Below are 16,679 nucleotides of genomic sequence, written 5' to 3' on the forward strand. Positions count from 1 at the left end.
GGTAGCATTGACCCTTGGCTTGCGTGTGGGGCCACCCACACCGCCGTACGACGCCCCTCTCCCGTCACGCGGCACTTCCGAAAGCTCACCTGAACGAAAGTCATTCGACGTGGCAAACATCAAGTCGCAGATCAAGCGCATCAAGACCAACGAGAAGGCGCGCGAGCGCAACAAGGCCGTCAAGAGCGAGCTCAAGTCGCTCGTCCGCAAGACGCGCGAGGCCGTCGCCGCGGGCGACAAGTCGGCCGCCGAGGCCGCGCTGCTCAAGGCGTCCAAGAAGCTCGACAAGGCCGTGAGCAAGGGCGTCATCCACAAGAACCAGGCAGCGAACCGCAAGTCGGGCATCGCGAAGCAGGTCGCCGCTCTCTGAGCAGCTCCCTCGTCGGAAGGCCCGTCCCGCATCGCGGGGCGGGCCTTCTGCTGTGTCGCGGACTCAGCGCCCGAACGGCGCGCGCGTGGAGACGACCGTGACCATGCGCTCGAGGGCGAACACCGGGTCGCGCGAGGCGCCCTTCACCTCCGCGTCGGCTCGCGCGATGGCCTGGATGGCGAGCGCGAGCGCCCGCTCGTTCCAGCCCGACTGCAGATCGCGGCGGGCGCGGTCGACCTGCCAGTCCTTCATGCCCAGGCGCATCGCGAGCTGACGCGCGGGTTCGCGGGAACCGGCCACGCGCGCCATCGTGCGGAGCTTCATGGCGAACGCCGCCACGAGAGGAACCGGATCGGCGCCCGAGTCGAGCGCGTGCCGCAGGGCGACGAGCGCCTCCCCGTAGCGGCCGGCAATCGCGGTGTCGGCGACGGCGAAGGCGTTCGTCTCGACGCGGCCGCCGTAGTAGCGCGACACGACGTCCTCGGTGATGTCGCCCTCGACGTCCGCGATGAGCTGCTGGCAGGCCGCCGCGAGCTCGGCGAGCTCGCCCGTGAACGCCTGCGTGAGCGCCTGCAGCGCGCGGGGCGCGATCCGTCGCGCAGCGGCCTGGAACTCGCCGGCGGCGAAGTCGAAGCGATCGGAGTCGCGCTTGACGGCGGGGCACGGGACCTCGACACCGCGCCCCGTGCCCGCGCGGATCGCGTCGAGCAGCTTCTTGCCGCGCACCGTCGCGCCCGTGTGCCGCAGGACGAGCGTGGCGCCCTCCTGCGGGGCCTCCAGGTACGCGAGCGCCTCGGTGAGGAACGCGTCGGAGCACTTCTCCACTCCGGACACCCGCACGAGACGCGGCTCGCCGAAGAGGGACGGCGACGTCACGGCGAGGAGCGTCCCCGACGTGTAGTCGGACGCGACGATGTCGGTGATCTCGAGCGACGGGTCCTCGGCTCTGAGGTAGTCGCGGACGCCCGCGATGGCGCGCTCCGCGCAGACCTCCTCGGGCCCGGAGACGAGGACGACGGGTGCGGGCTCCGGCTTCCGCCATGACAGCTGCGGGATGGCCGTCTTCGCGGTCTTCGCGGGGGTCTTGCGGGGTGCGGCGGCCATCCCCCCAGCCTATCCGCGAGCGCGGACGCCGGTCGGCGTCAGCGGCGGCCGAGCGGGAGCGGAGCGACGCCGGGCGTGCAGAGCACGAGCGCGCCTCCGGCCTCGTGGAGCTCGAGCGACGGGAACTGCTCCAGCACGAGCGCCGCGAACCCGACATCGGGCACGGTCATCCTCGCGTCCACGGTGCCGGGGACGAGCTCGGCGGCGAGCAGGCGCCGCAGGGCCCTGCCCCGGCCGCGGCCGCGTCCGAGCGCCACGTGGTGGGAGAACTCCAGGACGCCGTCGTCGCCGCGGACGACGTCGACGGCTGCGTCACGTTCGGGCGAGAGGACGATGTCCCGCCGGGGGTCGCGCAGCCGGCGCAGGACCCCCGCCGCGAGGATGGCGAGGACCGCACCCGCGACGACGAGGAGGTGACCGACGGCGAAGAGCGCGACGATGGCGGTCACGGCGACCCCGTGCACGAACGCGCCGGCGACCGCTGACCCCGCGGCGAGGAGAGCGAGCGCGGCGAGCAGCCAGCGGAGGCCCGTGCCGGACATCCCCCGCAGGCGCAGGCGCACGGACATCCGGACCAGCAGAGGCAGGTCGTGCAGCGTCGCGCGCTCGAGCGTGCAGCCGCCGTCGTCTGCGCGACGGGCGGGCGGGTGAGGAGACACGGCGCTCATGGGACGCAACGCACGTTGTCGCTCGCTGCGTACACGTTGACGAGCGCGCCGGGCCCTGCGGTCGCGACGATCGTCGCGCCGTTGCGCGCGTGCAGGGTCCCGCTCGTGCGGGCGTTCGCGATCGATCCCGTGCTCACGAGCGCCGCCGTGCTGTAGTTGCTGCACCCGGTCCACGAGAGCATGGTCCCCGCTCCGGCCGTGCTCTCGAACGCGCAGACCCGGCCGGACGGGCAGCGGCCGACGGACGCGAGCGCCTCGGCCCTCGCCCCGGTCGACGCGAGCCGCAGCTCCATCCCGATGGCCGGCCACACGACCCGATCGTCGGCGACCACGACACCGCCCTCCACCTGCGCGAGGGCGTATCGGATGGCCGGGTCGACGTCGTCGTCGGGGGCCGCGGAGGCGGGAAGGGGCGCGGCGACCGCCACGAAGAGGATGACGAGGGTCGCGAGAAGACGTCTCATGTGCTGTCCAGGGTCCAGGGGGCGCGTTGTGCTCGGGTGCACGACGCCCTTCATAGAGGTTGTGTCGCGAGAAGCCGATTCCTGACATCCGGATTCCCGGGCGTGTCAGGACTCGATGCCCCACAGCGTATAGCTGATGATCGATCCCGCGGGGATCGTGTCGAGATCGTCGAGGAGGGCCGACTCCGCTCCGACGATGCGCCCGGTGTCCCGCGACACGAGCCATGTGACCTCGTGCGTGGGGGTCGCGGCCGACAACCCGATGACGGGTCTGCCCTCCCGGTCGGCAGCCTCGCCCTCCACGACGACGTCGTCGGCGTCGGCCAGCAGATCGAGCAGCACGGCCTCCTGCGTGTCCGACAGCGTCCACTGCTGCAGCAGCCCCTCGGCGGTCGTCATGAGATCGGCCGCCGTGTACGTCTCCGGCAGACCGTAGTCCGCCAGGGCGGCGAGCAGGGAGGCGGCGTCCGCCGCGGGCGGATCGACGACAGGGGTGGTGAACTCGCCCGGGGCGAACACGATGTCCGACAGCACGGTCCCGGGCTCCGGGGCGTCGACCGCGTCGTCGTCCCAGGTGGATCGCGCCGCGATGACGGTCGACCGGCCGGAGAGGTCGGGCTCCCACACGAGGCTCGTCCGCTCGGGGGCGCGCGCGGCGACGACGACGTCGCCCTCGCCGTAGGAGATGTCGAGGTACCAGCCGAGCGCATCCACGGCTCGCACGGGTTCGGCCACGACGACGTCCGCGTCCTCCAGCTCGGCTGTGGCCTCCGCCACGACGTCGACAGCGGAATCCGAGACGGGCGCGTAATCGAGCGGCGGGGGCGTCAGCGCGTGGGCTCCCTCGCCGCCGCCCAGCCAGGGGGTCGTGAGCGAGATGGCGAGGACCCCGGCCGCCGCCGCGGCGACGAGGACGAGACTCCGTGTCCGGCGGCGCCCCGCTCCGCCCTCGCGCGCCACGATGCGATCGCGGACAACGTGCGCGCGGGTCCCCGCGTCGGCGGGCGTGCGGGCCGGGTCCGCCGCCCGGATGAGCTCGGCGAGGTCGTCGTCAGCGTGCACGCGCGGTCACCTCGCCGTCGGAGAGCAGGCGGCGAAGTCGCGCGCGTCCCCTGCTGAGAGCCTTCCAGACCGCGTCCACGCGGCATCCGAGCACCTCGGCGACCTCGTGGGGCGCCAGTCCCTCCCAGTACGTCAGCGCGATCGCCTCCCGCTCGCGATCGGGCAGCGACCGGATGGCCCTGACCACGTCCATCCGCTCGTCGTCCAGCCGGTCGTCCCGCTCGCCGTCCGAGGCGAGGGCGACCTCGACGTTCCGGGTGGTGTCGAGGCGTCTGCGGTGGTTGAGGATCTGGTTCGCGGCCGTGCGGTACAGCCAGGGCAGCCCCGGGGGCGAATCGGGGTCGAGTCGACGCCAGGCGACCTCGAAGGTCTCGGCGGCGAGCTCCTCTGCGATGGCGGTGTTGTGCACGCGACGCTCCACATATCGGACGACAGGGCCGTAGAACTGGTCGAAGAGGACGCTGAAGACCTCGCGTCGCCCCATGGCACTCTCACCCTCCGGCGCGCCTCTTCACCCTGTATGTGTCGCGAGACGCCGATTCCTGACATCCGATGTCGTCCGGATCCCAGCTTCGCACGGAGACCCGCGTCGCGGCCTCCCCCACGCGGCAGCGACCCCGCCGACGGATCGTCGGCGGGGTCGCTGCGGGAGTGCTCAGGGCTGGGGCGGCGCCGGGGGCGCCGGCGGCCTGCCCTGCACGGGCGGCTGCGGCGGCACGGGCGGCTGGCCATACTGCGGCTGGCCCTGGACCTGCGGCGGCTGCTGGTTCTGCGCGAGGTGCGCGTTGAGCTGCGCCTGCTGAACATAGAGCTGCGCCTGCTGAACGTTCATCTGCTGGTCGTGTCGGAGGGCGGCCTGATCGGCGAACAGGTGCTGCTTGATCTTGTTCGCGAACGACTCGAGCTTGGCCTTCTCGAGGATCGACACCTGCACGACCTGGCGCCCGCCGCCGTTGTTCGTCACGACGAAGGTCGCGCTCATCGCGTTGGCGATGTTCGCGCCGGCGAGGAGGAGGAAGAAGAGGCCGAGGACCCAGGCGTTGCCGAAGAGCATGAGCGAGACGATGAGCCACACGATGCCCCAGACGACGCGGCCGACGTGGAATCGCGTGTTCACCGACACGCTCGCGGTGTTGGCGAGCGGCGTCGTCTCCTCGTTGTGTCCGAGCGGGATGAGGCCGAACAGGGTGTTGGCCTGGTCCCACACGAGGCGCGTGCTGCTGACGGCGAGCGTCGTCTTGATCCAGAACAGCAGGACGGAGGGGCTGAGCTCCGTCCGGTCGATCTCGCGCTCTCCCGGCGCGAAGGTGATCTGTGCCATGGTTCCCCCGTAGCGTGATGGTGGCGAGGTCCGACCGGTCGCTGCATCCGCGCGAGCAGAAGGTTCTCAGGTGGTCGGAACCAAATATACAGGGACTGCCCAACATTGCCATTCGCTCCTGCTCATCGCGTCATCCTCCCTTCTCGCGCCATACCCACAGTCCGCGCGCGTCCTGGCCTGCGAGCACGAGACCGTCGAGGTCGGTGCGCGCCACCGCTGCTCCGATGGCGGCGAGTTCCGCGAGGACGACGTCGGTCGGATGCCCGTAGTCGTTGTCGGCACCCACCCCCACGAGCGCCAGATCGGGCGCCGCCAGCCGGTACAGCTCCCCGTCCTGATCCGCGCTCCCGTGGTGCGCGACCTTGACGACGTCGTAGTCGGCGGAGACCGCGCCCGTCGCCAGGAGGACGGACTGCGCTGACGCGCCGAGGTCGCCCAGGAGCAGCGTGCGCGGGACGCCGGCGCCCGCGAACTCGATGACGACGCTGGCGTCGTTGCCTTCGGGGAAGGCACGGCTCGCCGGCCGCGGCCAGAGCACGCGCCACTCGGCCTCTGCGAGGCGCCCCGTCATGCCCGCCGATGCCTCGACGACGTCCTGCGCGCGCGCCTGGGCGATCCACTCCGATCCGTCGTCGCCCACCGGGCCATGCAGGAGCGTGCCCGTCCGCCCCGCCACCGCCTCGACGCCGCCGACGTGGTCGAGATCGAAGTGCGTGAGGACGAGCATCTCGATCCGGTCGACACCGAGCCTCGCGAGGCACGCGCGAAGGGCCTCCGGTTCCGGCCCGGTGTCGACGAGCGCGACGGCGTCGGACGAGCGGAGGACGATCGCGTCGCCCTGCTCCACGTCGCAGAGCGCGATGGACCATCCGGCGGGTGTCGTGAGCGGGCCAGCCACGCCGCCCAGCGCACCGGCACCCGCACCCGCGCCGACCGCGATCGCGAGCACGGCGGCGGCCGCGCGCCTCACCGCGGTCCGCACGTGCGCGGGGCGCAGGATGACGACGACCGTCGCCGCGTCGACGATCGCGAGCGCGACGAATCCGCCGAGGCCTCCCCACCACGGCACGGCGGCGCCGGGCAGCGCGGCGAAGACGTGCGCCGTCTGCGCGATCCACGCGGCCGGCGCCCAGGCGACGGCCGCGAGGCCCTGCGCCACCACGGGCAGCCCCTGGAGGACGCATGCGAGCAAGCCGACGACGGTCGCGGCCGGGGCGGCGGGAGCGGCGACGAGGTTGGCGACGACTCCGTACAGCGGCACGGCAGGGGCCAAGAGCAGGATGATCGGCCCGCACGCGAGCTGGGCCGACAGCGGCACGGCGATCGCCAGGGCCAGCAGACGCGGCATCACGCGCTCCAGTCCGCGGGCGAGCGGTCCGGCGAGCAGGAGAAGCGCGGCGGTGGCGGCCGCAGACAGCGCGAAACCGTACGACGTGGCGAGCCACGGATCGACCAGGAGCAGGATGACGACCGCCGCCGCGAGCGCCGGAACCCCCGCGCCCGCCCGGCCGGCGAGGAGCGAGAGCATCGCGATGCCCGCCATGCTCGCCGCCCGCACGACGCTCGGCTCCGGCGTCACGAGCACGACGAAGCCGGCCAGCACCGCGCCCGCGAGCACGAACCGGAGCGGGCGGGGCAGCCGGAGCAGCGCGGCCAGCCCGAATGCGAGGCCGACGACGATCGCGCAGTTCGCCCCGGAGACCGCGGTGAGGTGCGTGAGGGAGGACGCCTTCATATCGGCGTCGAGCTCGGGCGGGATCGCACGCGTGTCGCCCACCGCGAGCCCGGGGAGGAGCCCCGCGCCCGGCTCCGGGAGCCCTGCCACGACGTCTCCCGCGAAGCCGTCGCGCAGCGCTGCGGCGACGGCGAGCACACCGTGCGGCTCTGCCACCGCGCGGACCGCGTCGGCGAACACGACGAGCACCGCGCGGTCGCCCGCGTCCGCGGCGCGGGCGGAGCCGCGGATCTCGACGACCGCCCCGAGGTCGAGGGCGGCACGCTCCGCCAGGGCGTCGACAGGCACGGCGACGGTCACGGGCAGCGCGACGTCGGCGGTGGCGTGCCCCACGCGCAGCGTCGTCGCGTCGCCGTCGAACCACAGGTTCTCGCCGACCCTGCGCACCTTCGTCTCTACATCGATCGTGGCCGTCACGAAGGCGTCGCCGTCCGACGTCCACGCGCGGGCCTCGCTGCGCGACGGCTCGGCGAGCCACACCTGAGCCGCCACCGCCGCCGCGAAGGCGGCACCGACCCCGACGATCGAGAGCGCGACCGTCGGACCCCTCACGGCCATCCGGATGGCGCTTGCCGCGCACACGAGCCCGCCTGCGACTGCGAGCCATCCCGCCAGGTCGGGCGCGAGCACGCCGACGAGCCCTGCTCCCCACGCGGCGGCCGCCACCGGCACCATCCGCAGGTCGCGACGGCTCGCGACAACACCGTCGACGCCCACGATCGCTCTCACACCGTCACGAGCGGGCGGAGGGTGTCGAGCATCGCGTCTCCGATGCCCGACACCGCCAACAGATCGTCGACGGCCGTGAACGGGCCGTTCTCGTCGCGCCACGCGATGATGCGCTCGGCGATCGCGGGGCCGATCCGCGGGAGTTCCTCGAGCGCCGCGGCGTCGGCCGTATTGAGATTCACGAGGCCCGGGCCGGCGGGAGCGCCGGGGGCATCGGGGGCGCCCGATGCGGGTGCCTCCCCTTCCACCGGGACCGCGAGCTGCTCGCCGTCGGCGACGGGGCGGGCCAGGTTGACCCCCGATTCGTCGGCGTCGTCGGCGAACCCGCCTGCCGCCGACACGGCGTCGACGACGCGGGCGCCCGCGTCGAGCACGTACAGGCCGGGCTCGCGCACGGCGCCCTGTACGTGGACGTACAGCTGCCCCGCCGCGATCGACGCGGTCGGCGTCTCGACCGCGACCGGTTCGACGGGAGACGCGGCGCCGCGCCACACGCCGACCCCGATCACGACGGCGAGGGCCCCGAGCGCGAGCACGATCACCCCGCCCGCGCCGAGGCGCGCACGGGGAGAGCGCAGCCGCGGACCATCCGTCACGCCGCCACGCTAGGACCGCGGAGAGCCCGCGGAGGGTGCCCTCGGCCGACTGGGGAACGGCACACCGCGCGCGCGAGGGCTGTGCACGGCTGGTGGCCGCACCGCGCCCACTCGACGAGACTGTCGCAACGAGATGATCGCAGCGATCCCTCACTCATGGCCGGCGCGTGGGAGTGGCCCCTCGACCACACGCGGGCAGAATCCGTGAATCAGCTTGGCGCGGTTGCTTCCTCCGGCGAGATCTGTGCGGGGAGGTCTTGGCCTGTCTCCGCGACGACCTGCTCGAAGACCTGTGAGGTTCCGCAGCCGGCAGTGTCCTGGGATGCCGCGTAGATGCCCGTGTTCGCTCCGGTGACGTAGTACTGCGATGCGACGTCGCCTTCGAGTTCGGAGGCGGTGAGGTAGAGCAGATGGGTGTCACCGACTTCGACCAGCTCGGCGGGTGGTGCCTGTTCCGTTCCGCCGTCCTGTCGCACGATGATCTCAGGCCCCGCGGCGGGGCCGTCGGACTTGACCACCTCGTCGATCACCACGGCGGACAGCGTGAACTCAGCGGTCTTGTCCTCCCCGGTCTCGTTCGCGCTCTCCTGCGAGACGACGTGCACGACCGCGACGACGACGCTGTCGTCCGCGAGCGCGTGGACCGACTCGTACAGCTGCACGCGCGAGAAGTGTGCATCCGTGGTCGTCGTCGTGCATCCCGTCAACGACACCGCTCCGCTCGAGAGAAGTGCGATGAGCGCCTGATTTCGTGTGAACCGCGGTTCAGCTTCTCCCTGAGCAGAGGACGTTGAATCCGCAGATCTCGTCCGTGGCGAAGCCCCGCACTCCGAGATTCCACGCGGTATGAGCGTACGCGTGCATGAAGGGAGCGGCGGTGGCCGCGGGGCGAGATCGAACCAAGGCGCCCTTGTCAGGGATCACCGCTTCGTGGCACCTTCTCCGTGAAGCAGCATGCGATAGCGACTCCCTACCAAGGCATGTGGAGATCCACCGAACGCTCGGGCTCGATGGGTTGCATCCTCCGGATGGGCAATGAGGGAAGGGAGATCGAGGATGAAGCGACGCACGATGGCCGGACTCCTGGTGAGCGTCACCGCACTGGCGGGATGCGCGACCGCCGTGCCTAACGTGGGGCCTGAACCGACCGCCGGTGGTTCATGGGAGAGCATCACCGCTTACGTGCTGGGCCCCAGCCCGGACGGCACGCACGAGGTCGTCCTCTGTGAAGACGGTGCGGCCGAGTCGCTTCCGCCGAACTGCGTCGGCACGCCCATCAGCAACTGGGACTGGGAGACGGTTCCCCACGAAACTATCGGAGAGAACCCGCCGGTACGCTTCGGCTACTACGACCTGGAGTTCCGCCGATCGCTGGACGGGAGCGTCCACGTCGACATGGATTCCGTGCAGGAATCCCGCGACTGATCGCCGCGGAATGCCTCGCCCGTCCTCCCTCTCTCCGCACTGCACTGGTCTCGACACACCGGTGTCGATCGGCCCCTTCTCCGGTCGCTCAGGACGACGGAGCCAGATACTCGTGCTGGAGATCGGTCACCGCGGCGATGTGCGCGAAGTCGTGATCTGCGGCGAGGACGGTGGCATCGTTGACGATCGCGTATCCGGCGATGAGGATGTCGACAGCACCCGCCGCTCTCACCAGTCCCGAGTTCCACAGCGCGCTCTGGATGTCGAGTACGAGCGATTCGTCCGGTGCGTGCTCGAGAGGGAAGCCCAGGCTGATTCGTTCTCGGAACACCGCGTGCTGGCCCGGGTTCCGAGCGGCGTGGCAGAACTCGAGAACCTGCGGTGGGCAGGTGACGAGGAGATCCGCCGGCGCGCGCTCGATCCGTCGCAGTCTCGCCACGACCCCGGGATCCCCCAGTGCGAGCCGGGCCCATACCGAGTTGTCGACGAGGTAGTCCGTCACGGTGCGGTGACGCGCCCCTCGGGCCGCGACGGTTCCACCGGGGAGCCGAGGCCCGCGGGCAGGTCGGCGAGCTCCGCGATGCCGTCGATCATCGTCGCTTTCTGCTTCGATGCGATCAGCCGACGCAGCGCGAGGTCGAGGACGGCGCGATTGGAGCGCTCGCCTGTGAGCACCCGGGCGCGCTCGATGAGCGCAGGGTCCAGATCAACGCTCGTCATGGCCACTTCGGGCCTCCTCTCGCCGTGGTTATATTTCTGATCATATAACCCCGCAGCCTCCACGTCTACTTCGTCGAGAAGCTCACGACCTTCGGCGCGCGCACGATCGCGCGCGTGATCTCCTTGCCGCCGAGCGCACGGACGACCCGCTCGTCGCCGCGCGCGAGGGCCTCGAGGGAGGGGCCGTCGATCTTCGCCGGCACCTGCAGGGTCGCGCGCACCTTGCCGTCGATCTGCACGACCGCCGTCACCTGCTCGTCGACGAGCAGCGTCGGGTCGGCCGAGCGCCAGGTCACGAGGCCGACCGACGGCTCGTATCCGAGCGCCTCCCACATCTCCTCCGCCGTGTGCGGGGCGAACAGGTCGAGCACCATCGCGGTCACCTCGACCGCCTCGCGCACGGCGGGGTCGCCGGCCCCGGGGCCCTGGTCGATCGTCTTGCGGATGGCGTTGACGAGCTCCATGAGACGTGCGACCACGACGTTGAACTTCGTGTGCTCCACGAGCGTGGGCGCCTCGGCGAGGAGACGGTGCGTGACTCGGCGCAGCGCCTGGTCGCCCTCCGCCCACACGACGTCGACAGGGCTCGTCACCTCGTGCGCGGCACGCAGCGCACGCGCGAGGAACTTCTGCGCACCCGTCGTGGAGACGTCCTTCCAGTCCTTGTCGTCCTCCACGGGGCCCGCGAACGCGAGCGCGACGCGCAGCGCGTCGGCGCCGTGCGCGGCGAGCTCGTCGCTGAACAGCACGAGGTTGCCCTTCGACTTCGACATCTTCGCGCCGTCGAGGATGACCATGCCCTGGTTGATGAGGCTCGAGAACGGCTCCGTGAAGTCGACCTTGCCGAGGTCGAACAGCACCTTCGTGATGAAGCGCGCGTAGAGCAGGTGCAGGATGGCGTGCTCGACGCCGCCGATGTACGCATCGACCGGCGCCCACCGCAGCGCGTCCTTCTCGGCGAACGCGACATCCTGGTTGCCCGGCGACAGGAACCGCAGGAAGTACCACGAGCTGTCGACGAAGGTGTCCATCGTGTCGGGGTCGCGCAGCGCCGCCTCGCCCGTCTCGGGGTCGGTCGTCTCGACCCATCCGGCCGCCGCGCCGAGCGGCGACTTGCCCTTCGGCTTCAGATCGAGTCCCTCGGCCGACGGCAGACGCACGGGCAGCTGGTCGGCCGGAACCGGCACGACCCGGCCGTCCTCGGTGTGGACCATGGGGATGGGCGTGCCCCAGAACCGCTGGCGCGAGATGAGCCAGTCGCGCAGCCGGTACTGCTTCGCGGCACGGCCGGTGCCCGCCGCCTCGAGGCGCTCGATCGTGCGCGCGATCGCGTTGCGCTTGGAGAGCCCGTCGAGCGCGCCGGAGTTGATCATCCGGCCCTCGCCGGAGAGCGCCACGCCCGTCTGCTTCGGGTCGTCGAGCGGCATCGGGTCGATGGGCACGCCCTCGTCGTCCACCTCGATGACCGGGATCGCGCCCGTCACGGGCGCCGACGTGTCGACGACGACGCGCACGGGCAGGTCGAACCGGATGGCGAAGTCGAGATCGCGCTGATCGTGCGCCGGCACGGCCATCACCGCGCCGTGACCGTAGTCGGCCAGCACGTAGTCGGCCGCCCAGATCGGCAGCCGCTCGCCGTTGACGGGGTTGATCGCGAACCGGTCGAGGAAGACGCCCGTCTTCGGGCGGTCGGCGCTCTGGCGCTCGATGTCCGTCTGCTTCTGCACCTGCTCCAGGTAGTCCTGGAACGCCATCCGCACCTCGGGCGACGAGCCGGACGCGAGCTCGGCGGCGAGATCGCTGTCGGGAGCGACGACCATGAAGGTGGCGCCGTGCAGCGTGTCGGGGCGCGTCGAGAAGACGGTCACCTTCTCTGCGCGGCCCTCGATCTCGAAGTCGATGTCGGCGCCCACCGAGCGGCCGATCCAGTTGCGCTGCATCTGCAGCACCTTGTGCGGCCAGAAGCCCTCGAGCTGGTTGAGGTCGTCGAGCAGGCGGTCGGCGTAGTCGGTGATCTTGAAGTACCACTGCGTGAGCTTCTTCTTCACGACCTCGGCGCCGCACCGCTCGCAGTGGCCGTCCACGACCTGCTCGTTGGCGAGCACGGTCTGGTCGTTCGGGCACCAGTTGACCGGGCTCTCCTTGCGGTACGCCAGCCCGCGCTCGAACAGCTGCTGGAACAGCCACTGGTTCCAGCGGTAGTAGTCGTCGTCGCTCGTGTGGAGCACGCGGCTCCAGTCGAACGACACGCCGTAGGCCTTCAGGCTCTCGCGCTGCTGCGCGATGTTGGCGTAGGTCCACTCCCGCGGGTCGGCGCCGCGCTTGATGGCGGCGTTCTCGGCGGGCAGGCCGAACGAGTCCCACCCGATCGGGTGCAGGACGTTGTAGCCGCGGTGGCGCCAGAAGCGCGCCACGATGTCGCTGTAGAGGTAGTTCTCCGCGTGGCCCATGTGGAGGTCGCCCGACGGGTACGGGAACATCGCGAGGACGTACTTGCGCGGGCGCGAGTCGCCGTCGCCGCCTGCGAGGAAGGTGCCGTGCTCGTTCCAGTACGCCTGCCACTTCGCCTGCACGGCGTGGACGTCGTTCTCTGCGGTCTCTACGGTGGTCTGCGACACGGTGGGATGAAGCCAATCAATCGAACTCGCCGCACGGGGCGCCGGGCGGCGGAAAATCGGGAGACTCCAGGTTAGCGCGCGTGGTCGGCCCGTAAGCTCGGCACGTGATCAACGACGTCCTCCTCTGGATCCTGGATGTCGTCTCGTCGGTCGACCCCGTGGTCCGCACGCTGCTCGCCGCGGTGGCGATCATGCTCGAGACGAGCGTGCTGGTCGGCCTCGTCGTGCCGGGCGACACGATCGTGCTCGTCGCCGCGACGGGCGTCGGATCGCTCTGGGAGGGCGTCGCGCTCGGCGCGGCCGTCGTCGCGGGAGCGCTCGTCGGCGAGAGCATCGGCTTCGCCCTGGGACGCTGGCTCGGGCCCCGCATCCGGCATTCATGGCTGGGCCGCCGCATCGGCGAGCACAACTGGCAGCGGTCCGAGCGCTACCTCCGCCGTCGCGGGGGCATCGCGATCTTCCTGTCGCGCTTCCTCCCCGTGCTGCACTCCCTCGTCCCCCTCACGGTCGGCATGAGCGGCTACTCCTATCGCCGCTTCCTCGCGTGGACCCTGCCCGCGTGCGCGCTGTGGTCGGGGCTCTACGTCTCGATCGCCGCGGGCGCCGCCGTCGGCTTCCGCCAGCTCGCCGATCAGGCCCACTACGCCGGCTACGTCTTCGTCGGCGTGATCGCGCTGTTCCTGGTCCTCGTGTTCGCCGGTAAGAAGGTGCTCTCGCGCCTCGAGCACAGGCATCTGCGCGCCCACGCCGACGGGCCCGGGGATGCGGATGGAGCCGCGGGCCCCCGCATGGAAGACTGAGCGCGATGCCCTCCACGACGCCAGCCCCGGGAAAGATCCACTGGGTCGCTCGCCTCGAGCGCCGCTTCCACGCCTGGCGCGAGCGCGTCGCGCGCCGCAAGGGGCGCACGCCGACGGCCGTGCCGTTCGCGGGCTACGGCGGCGAGGGGTGGATCCGCGTGCTCGGGCGCGTGCTCATCGTGCCGGCCGCGAAGGGCGAGCGAGACGGCCGCGTCGCGAGCGTGCGCGGATGGCGATCGTTCGCGGGGATCCCCGTCGCCTACGCCTCCGTGACGATCACGGTGGGCGACGCCACCCACGAGGTCGCGGCGGACCGCGGCGGCGTCGTCGACGCCGTCATCCCCGCCGGTCTCGCCCCGGGATGGCAGACGTACCGGATGTCGGTCGAAGGCGGCGACCCGTCCGAGGGTCGAGTCTTCGTCGTCGATCCCGATGTGCGCTTCGGAGTCGTCTCCGACGTGGACGACACCGTGATGGTCACCGCGCTCCCCCGTCCGCTGCTCGCCGCCTGGAACTCCTTCGTCGTGCACACGCACGCCCGTCAGCCCGTGCCGGGCATGGCGGTGCTGCTCGAGCGGCTCGTCCGCGAGAACCCCGGGGCGCCCATGCTCTACCTCTCCACGGGCGCCTGGAACGTCGCGCCGACCCTCACGCGCTTCCTCTCCCGTCATCTGTTCCCCGCCGGCGCCATGCTGCTCACCGACTGGGGGCCGACGCACGACCGCTGGTTCCGCAGCGGGAGCGATCACAAGCGCGACAACCTGCGTCGTCTCGCCGAGGAGTTCCCGCACATCGAGTGGCTCCTCATCGGAGACGACGGCCAGCACGACGACGAGATCTACACGTCCTTCACGCGCGAGTTCCCCTCTTCGGTCGCAGCCGTCGCCATCCGCCGGCTGTCCCCCGCCGAGGCCGTGCTGGCGGGCGGACGGACCGCCGTCGACGACCACAGCGCCGCCGGCGTGCCGTGGGTGACGGGCGACGACGGCGCAGGGCTCGCCGAGCGGCTCGAGGCCGTCGGCCTGCTGAAGGCGTAGCCTGCCAGCGTGTGCGGACGTTTCGTGGTGGCCCAGGTCGGTTCCGAGCTCGTCGGCCAGCTGAGGGTCGACCTCGTCTCCGACGACCTCCCGGCTCCGTCCTTCAACGTGGCGCCGACGGACCGCGCGGCGATCGTGCTCGACTCCGCGAAGACCGACCCGCCCACCCGCCGCCTCGAGCCCGCACGCTGGGGGCTCGTCCCGTCGTGGGCGAAGGACCCGTCGATCGGGTCGCGCGCGTTCAACGCCCGCGCCGAGGAGCTCGAGGAGAAGCGGATGTTCGCGCCCGCGCTCCAGAAGCGTCGCGCGGTCGTGCCCGTGACCGGGTACTACGAGTGGCACGTCGGCCCCGACGGCAAGGTCCCCCTCTTCATCCATCCGGAGGACGGCGACGCCCTCTTCCTCGCCGGTCTGTACGAGTGGTGGAAGGACCCCTCCAAGCCGCAGGACGACCCCGCGCGCTGGATGCTCAGCTTCACCGTCCTCACACGCGCGGCCGTCGGCGCGCTCGGCTCGGTGCACGACCGGATGCCCGTCTTCCTCGACGAGGACCACGCCGACGCGTGGCTCGACACCGACGTGGACTACCCCCTCGACATCCTCGACGCCGCGCTCGACGACGCGCCGCGCGTCGCCGAGCGCCTCGTTCATCACCGCGTGTCGCCCGCGGTCGGCAACGTGCGCAACGACGGACCGGAGCTCATCGAGCCGGTCGGCTGACGCCGAGGGCACGTCGTTAGGCTGAAGGGATGACCGTCCCCTCCGCCGCCCGCGCCCACATCGACGACCTCGCCGCCTTCGTCTCCGCGTCGCCGTCGTCGTACCACGCAGCGGAGGAGGCGGCCAGCCGGCTCGCGGCGGCCGGGTTCGCGCGCCTCGCCGAGGCGGACGCGTGGACGCTCGACGGCGGCGGCCGCTACGTCGTCGTGCGCGACGGGTCGGTCATCGCGTTCGCACTGCCCGAGGGCGCCGGTCCCCTCACCCCGTTCGCGATCGTGGGAGCGCACACCGACTCCCCGGGATTCAAGCTCAAGCCGAAGCCGACGACGTCGGGCCCCGGCGGATGGCGCCAGCTCGGCGTCGAGGTGTACGGCGGGCCGCTCCTCAACTCGTGGCTCGACCGCGAGCTGGAGCTCGCCGGACGGCTCGTCGCGCTCGACGGCGCAGAGCACCTCGTCCGGACGGGCCCGCTGCTGCGGATCCCGCAGCTCGCCGTGCACCTCGACCGCTCCGTCAACGACGGGCTCGCCCTCGACAAGCAGCGCCACACGCAGCCCGTGTGGGGCCTCGGCGAGCTCGACGACGCAGATGTCCTCGGCGAGCTCGCCGCGGCGGCGGGGATCGCGCCCGCGTCGATCGGGGGGTACGACCTCGTCGTGGCCGACACCCAGGCGCCGCGCGTGTTCGGGGCGGGCGGCGCGCTGTTCGCGTCGGGCCGACTCGACAACCTGCTCTCCACGCACGCCGGGCTCACGGCCATCCTCTCGGCGCGGCCGTCGGGCGCGATCGCGATGTTCGCGGCCTTCGATCACGAGGAGATCGGCAGCGCCTCGCGTTCGGGCGCGGCGGGTCCCTTCCACGAGGAGGTGCTCGTGCGCATCGCGACGGCGCTCGGAGCCGGGCCGGAGGAGCGCGCGCGGGCCTTCGCCGGGTCGCTGCACGTCTCCAGCGACGTGGGCCACGCCGTGCACCCGAACTACCCGGAGCGGCACGATCCCGCCAACCACCCCGTCGCCGGCGGCGGACCCATCCTCAAGATCAACGCGAACCAGCGGTATGCGACAGACGCGCACGGTGCCGCGGCGTGGAACGCCGCCTGCGCGGCGGCCGGCGTGCCGACGCAGGAGTTCGTCTCGAACAACGCCATCCCGTGCGGCTCGACCATCGGGCCGATCGCCGCGACCCGGCTCGGCATCCGCACGGTCGACGTCGGCGCGCCCATCCTCTCGATGCACTCGGCGCGCGAGCTCGCGGCGGTCGTCGACCCCTGGTACCTCTCGCGCGCCATGGGCGCCGTGCTCGCCCGCTGA

At 71.7% G+C, this 16,679-nt stretch carries 18 protein-coding genes; 6 read left to right on the top strand and 12 right to left on the bottom strand.

From position 1 onward, the window contains the following. The first annotated feature begins 109 nt into the window (after positions 1-109). Entirely contained in the window at positions 110-370 is a 261-nt protein-coding gene (rpsT, locus tag ABD998_RS02755) for a 30S ribosomal protein S20 (RefSeq protein WP_345435687.1), read from the top strand. A gap of 63 nt (positions 371-433) precedes the next feature. Here rpsT and holA read toward each other — a convergent pair whose 3' ends face one another. The 9 genes from holA to ABD998_RS02800 form a co-directional block, all read right to left on the bottom strand. Then, positions 434-1,474: a DNA polymerase III subunit delta gene (gene holA, locus ABD998_RS02760; RefSeq protein ID WP_345435690.1), complete on the bottom strand. Its 1,041-nt coding sequence runs from the start codon at positions 1,472-1,474 to the stop codon at positions 434-436. A 38-nt stretch (positions 1,475-1,512) separates the two neighbouring features. Next, on the bottom strand, positions 1,513-2,142 hold the full coding sequence (locus ABD998_RS02765) for a hypothetical protein (protein WP_345435692.1): 630 nt from the start codon (positions 2,140-2,142) through the stop codon (positions 1,513-1,515). Then, entirely contained in the window at positions 2,139-2,606 is a 468-nt protein-coding gene (locus ABD998_RS02770) for a peptidase inhibitor family I36 protein (RefSeq protein ID WP_345435694.1), read from the bottom strand. The genes ABD998_RS02765 and ABD998_RS02770 overlap by 4 nt, the downstream gene beginning before the upstream one ends. A 105-nt stretch (positions 2,607-2,711) precedes the next feature. Then, the gene (locus ABD998_RS02775) at positions 2,712-3,668 is read right to left on the bottom strand and encodes a hypothetical protein (protein ID WP_345435696.1); all 957 of its coding nucleotides are present in this window, start codon (positions 3,666-3,668) and stop codon (positions 2,712-2,714) included. After that, on the bottom strand, positions 3,658-4,152 hold the full coding sequence (locus ABD998_RS02780; protein WP_345435698.1) for an RNA polymerase sigma factor: 495 nt from the start codon (positions 4,150-4,152) through the stop codon (positions 3,658-3,660). Before ABD998_RS02780 ends, ABD998_RS02775 begins: the two co-directional genes overlap by 11 nt. Positions 4,153-4,323: 171 nt before the next feature. Further along, entirely contained in the window at positions 4,324-4,989 is a 666-nt protein-coding gene (locus tag ABD998_RS02785) for a hypothetical protein (protein ID WP_345435700.1), read from the bottom strand. 130 nt (positions 4,990-5,119) lie between these two features. Further along, positions 5,120-7,453 carry a ComEC/Rec2 family competence protein gene (locus ABD998_RS02790; RefSeq protein ID WP_345435703.1) on the bottom strand — a complete coding sequence of 778 codons (2,334 nt, stop codon included), beginning with the start codon at positions 7,451-7,453 and terminating at the stop codon, positions 5,120-5,122. After that, the gene (locus ABD998_RS02795) at positions 7,450-8,049 is read right to left on the bottom strand and encodes a ComEA family DNA-binding protein (protein WP_345435705.1); all 600 of its coding nucleotides are present in this window, start codon (positions 8,047-8,049) and stop codon (positions 7,450-7,452) included. The genes ABD998_RS02790 and ABD998_RS02795 overlap by 4 nt, the downstream gene beginning before the upstream one ends. Before the next feature lie 209 nt (positions 8,050-8,258). Next, complete coding sequence (locus ABD998_RS02800) at positions 8,259-8,711, bottom strand: hypothetical protein (protein ID WP_345435707.1); 453 nt, start codon at positions 8,709-8,711, stop codon at positions 8,259-8,261. A 394-nt stretch (positions 8,712-9,105) separates the two neighbouring features. Here ABD998_RS02800 and ABD998_RS02805 point away from each other — a divergent pair, with 394 nt between their 5' ends. Then, positions 9,106-9,474 carry a hypothetical protein gene (locus tag ABD998_RS02805; protein ID WP_345435709.1) on the top strand — a complete coding sequence of 123 codons (369 nt, stop codon included), beginning with the start codon at positions 9,106-9,108 and terminating at the stop codon, positions 9,472-9,474. Between the two features lie 88 nt (positions 9,475-9,562). Here the strand turns inward: ABD998_RS02805 and ABD998_RS02810 are convergent, their stop codons facing one another. From ABD998_RS02810 to leuS, 3 genes are all read right to left on the bottom strand, one after another. Next, positions 9,563-9,976 (bottom strand): PIN domain-containing protein, encoded by a 414-nt coding sequence (locus tag ABD998_RS02810; RefSeq protein ID WP_345435711.1) that lies wholly within the window; start codon positions 9,974-9,976, stop codon positions 9,563-9,565. Further along, a complete protein-coding gene (locus tag ABD998_RS02815) occupies positions 9,973-10,194 on the bottom strand; it encodes a type II toxin-antitoxin system VapB family antitoxin (RefSeq protein ID WP_345436906.1) in 222 nt (73 codons plus the stop codon). The genes ABD998_RS02810 and ABD998_RS02815 overlap by 4 nt, the downstream gene beginning before the upstream one ends. A 65-nt stretch (positions 10,195-10,259) precedes the next feature. After that, complete coding sequence (gene leuS / locus ABD998_RS02820; RefSeq protein ID WP_345435713.1) at positions 10,260-12,812, bottom strand: leucine--tRNA ligase; 2,553 nt, start codon at positions 12,810-12,812, stop codon at positions 10,260-10,262. Between the two features lie 107 nt (positions 12,813-12,919). On the opposite strand from leuS, the gene ABD998_RS02825 reads away from it, so the two are divergent. The 4 genes from ABD998_RS02825 to ABD998_RS02840 are packed head-to-tail and all read left to right on the top strand — an operon-like array spanning position 12,920 to position 16,679. After that, positions 12,920-13,612, top strand: a complete 693-nt coding sequence (locus ABD998_RS02825; RefSeq protein ID WP_345436907.1) for a DedA family protein — start codon at positions 12,920-12,922, stop codon at positions 13,610-13,612. A 5-nt stretch (positions 13,613-13,617) separates the two neighbouring features. Beyond that, entirely contained in the window at positions 13,618-14,649 is a 1,032-nt protein-coding gene (locus tag ABD998_RS02830; protein WP_345435715.1) for an App1 family protein, read from the top strand. 9 nt (positions 14,650-14,658) lie between these two features. Next, the gene (locus ABD998_RS02835; protein ID WP_345435717.1) at positions 14,659-15,369 is read left to right on the top strand and encodes an SOS response-associated peptidase; all 711 of its coding nucleotides are present in this window, start codon (positions 14,659-14,661) and stop codon (positions 15,367-15,369) included. A 29-nt stretch (positions 15,370-15,398) separates the two neighbouring features. Then, positions 15,399-16,679 (top strand): M18 family aminopeptidase, encoded by a 1,281-nt coding sequence (locus ABD998_RS02840; protein WP_345435719.1) that lies wholly within the window; start codon positions 15,399-15,401, stop codon positions 16,677-16,679.

Source organism: Microbacterium gilvum (assembly GCF_039543865.1).
In the GTDB taxonomy this organism is placed as follows: domain Bacteria; phylum Actinomycetota; class Actinomycetes; order Actinomycetales; family Microbacteriaceae; genus Microbacterium; species Microbacterium gilvum.

What these genes read in the sequence shown, in the direction of transcription:
- holA (WP_345435690.1), bottom strand. Translation starts at nt 1,474, where the DNA reads ATGGCCGCCGCACCCCGCAAGACCCCCGCGAAGACCGCGAAGACGGCC.
- ABD998_RS02765 (WP_345435692.1), bottom strand. Translation starts at nt 2,142, where the DNA reads ATGAGCGCCGTGTCTCCTCACCCGCCCGCCCGTCGCGCAGACGACGGC.
- ABD998_RS02770 (WP_345435694.1), bottom strand. Translation starts at nt 2,606, where the DNA reads ATGAGACGTCTTCTCGCGACCCTCGTCATCCTCTTCGTGGCGGTCGCC.
- ABD998_RS02780 (WP_345435698.1), bottom strand. Translation starts at nt 4,152, where the DNA reads ATGGGGCGACGCGAGGTCTTCAGCGTCCTCTTCGACCAGTTCTACGGC.
- ABD998_RS02785 (WP_345435700.1), bottom strand. Translation starts at nt 4,989, where the DNA reads ATGGCACAGATCACCTTCGCGCCGGGAGAGCGCGAGATCGACCGGACG.
- ABD998_RS02805 (WP_345435709.1), top strand. Translation starts at nt 9,106, where the DNA reads ATGAAGCGACGCACGATGGCCGGACTCCTGGTGAGCGTCACCGCACTG.
- ABD998_RS02815 (WP_345436906.1), bottom strand. Translation starts at nt 10,194, where the DNA reads ATGACGAGCGTTGATCTGGACCCTGCGCTCATCGAGCGCGCCCGGGTG.
- ABD998_RS02830 (WP_345435715.1), top strand. Translation starts at nt 13,618, where the DNA reads ATGCCCTCCACGACGCCAGCCCCGGGAAAGATCCACTGGGTCGCTCGC.
- ABD998_RS02840 (WP_345435719.1), top strand. Translation starts at nt 15,399, where the DNA reads ATGACCGTCCCCTCCGCCGCCCGCGCCCACATCGACGACCTCGCCGCC.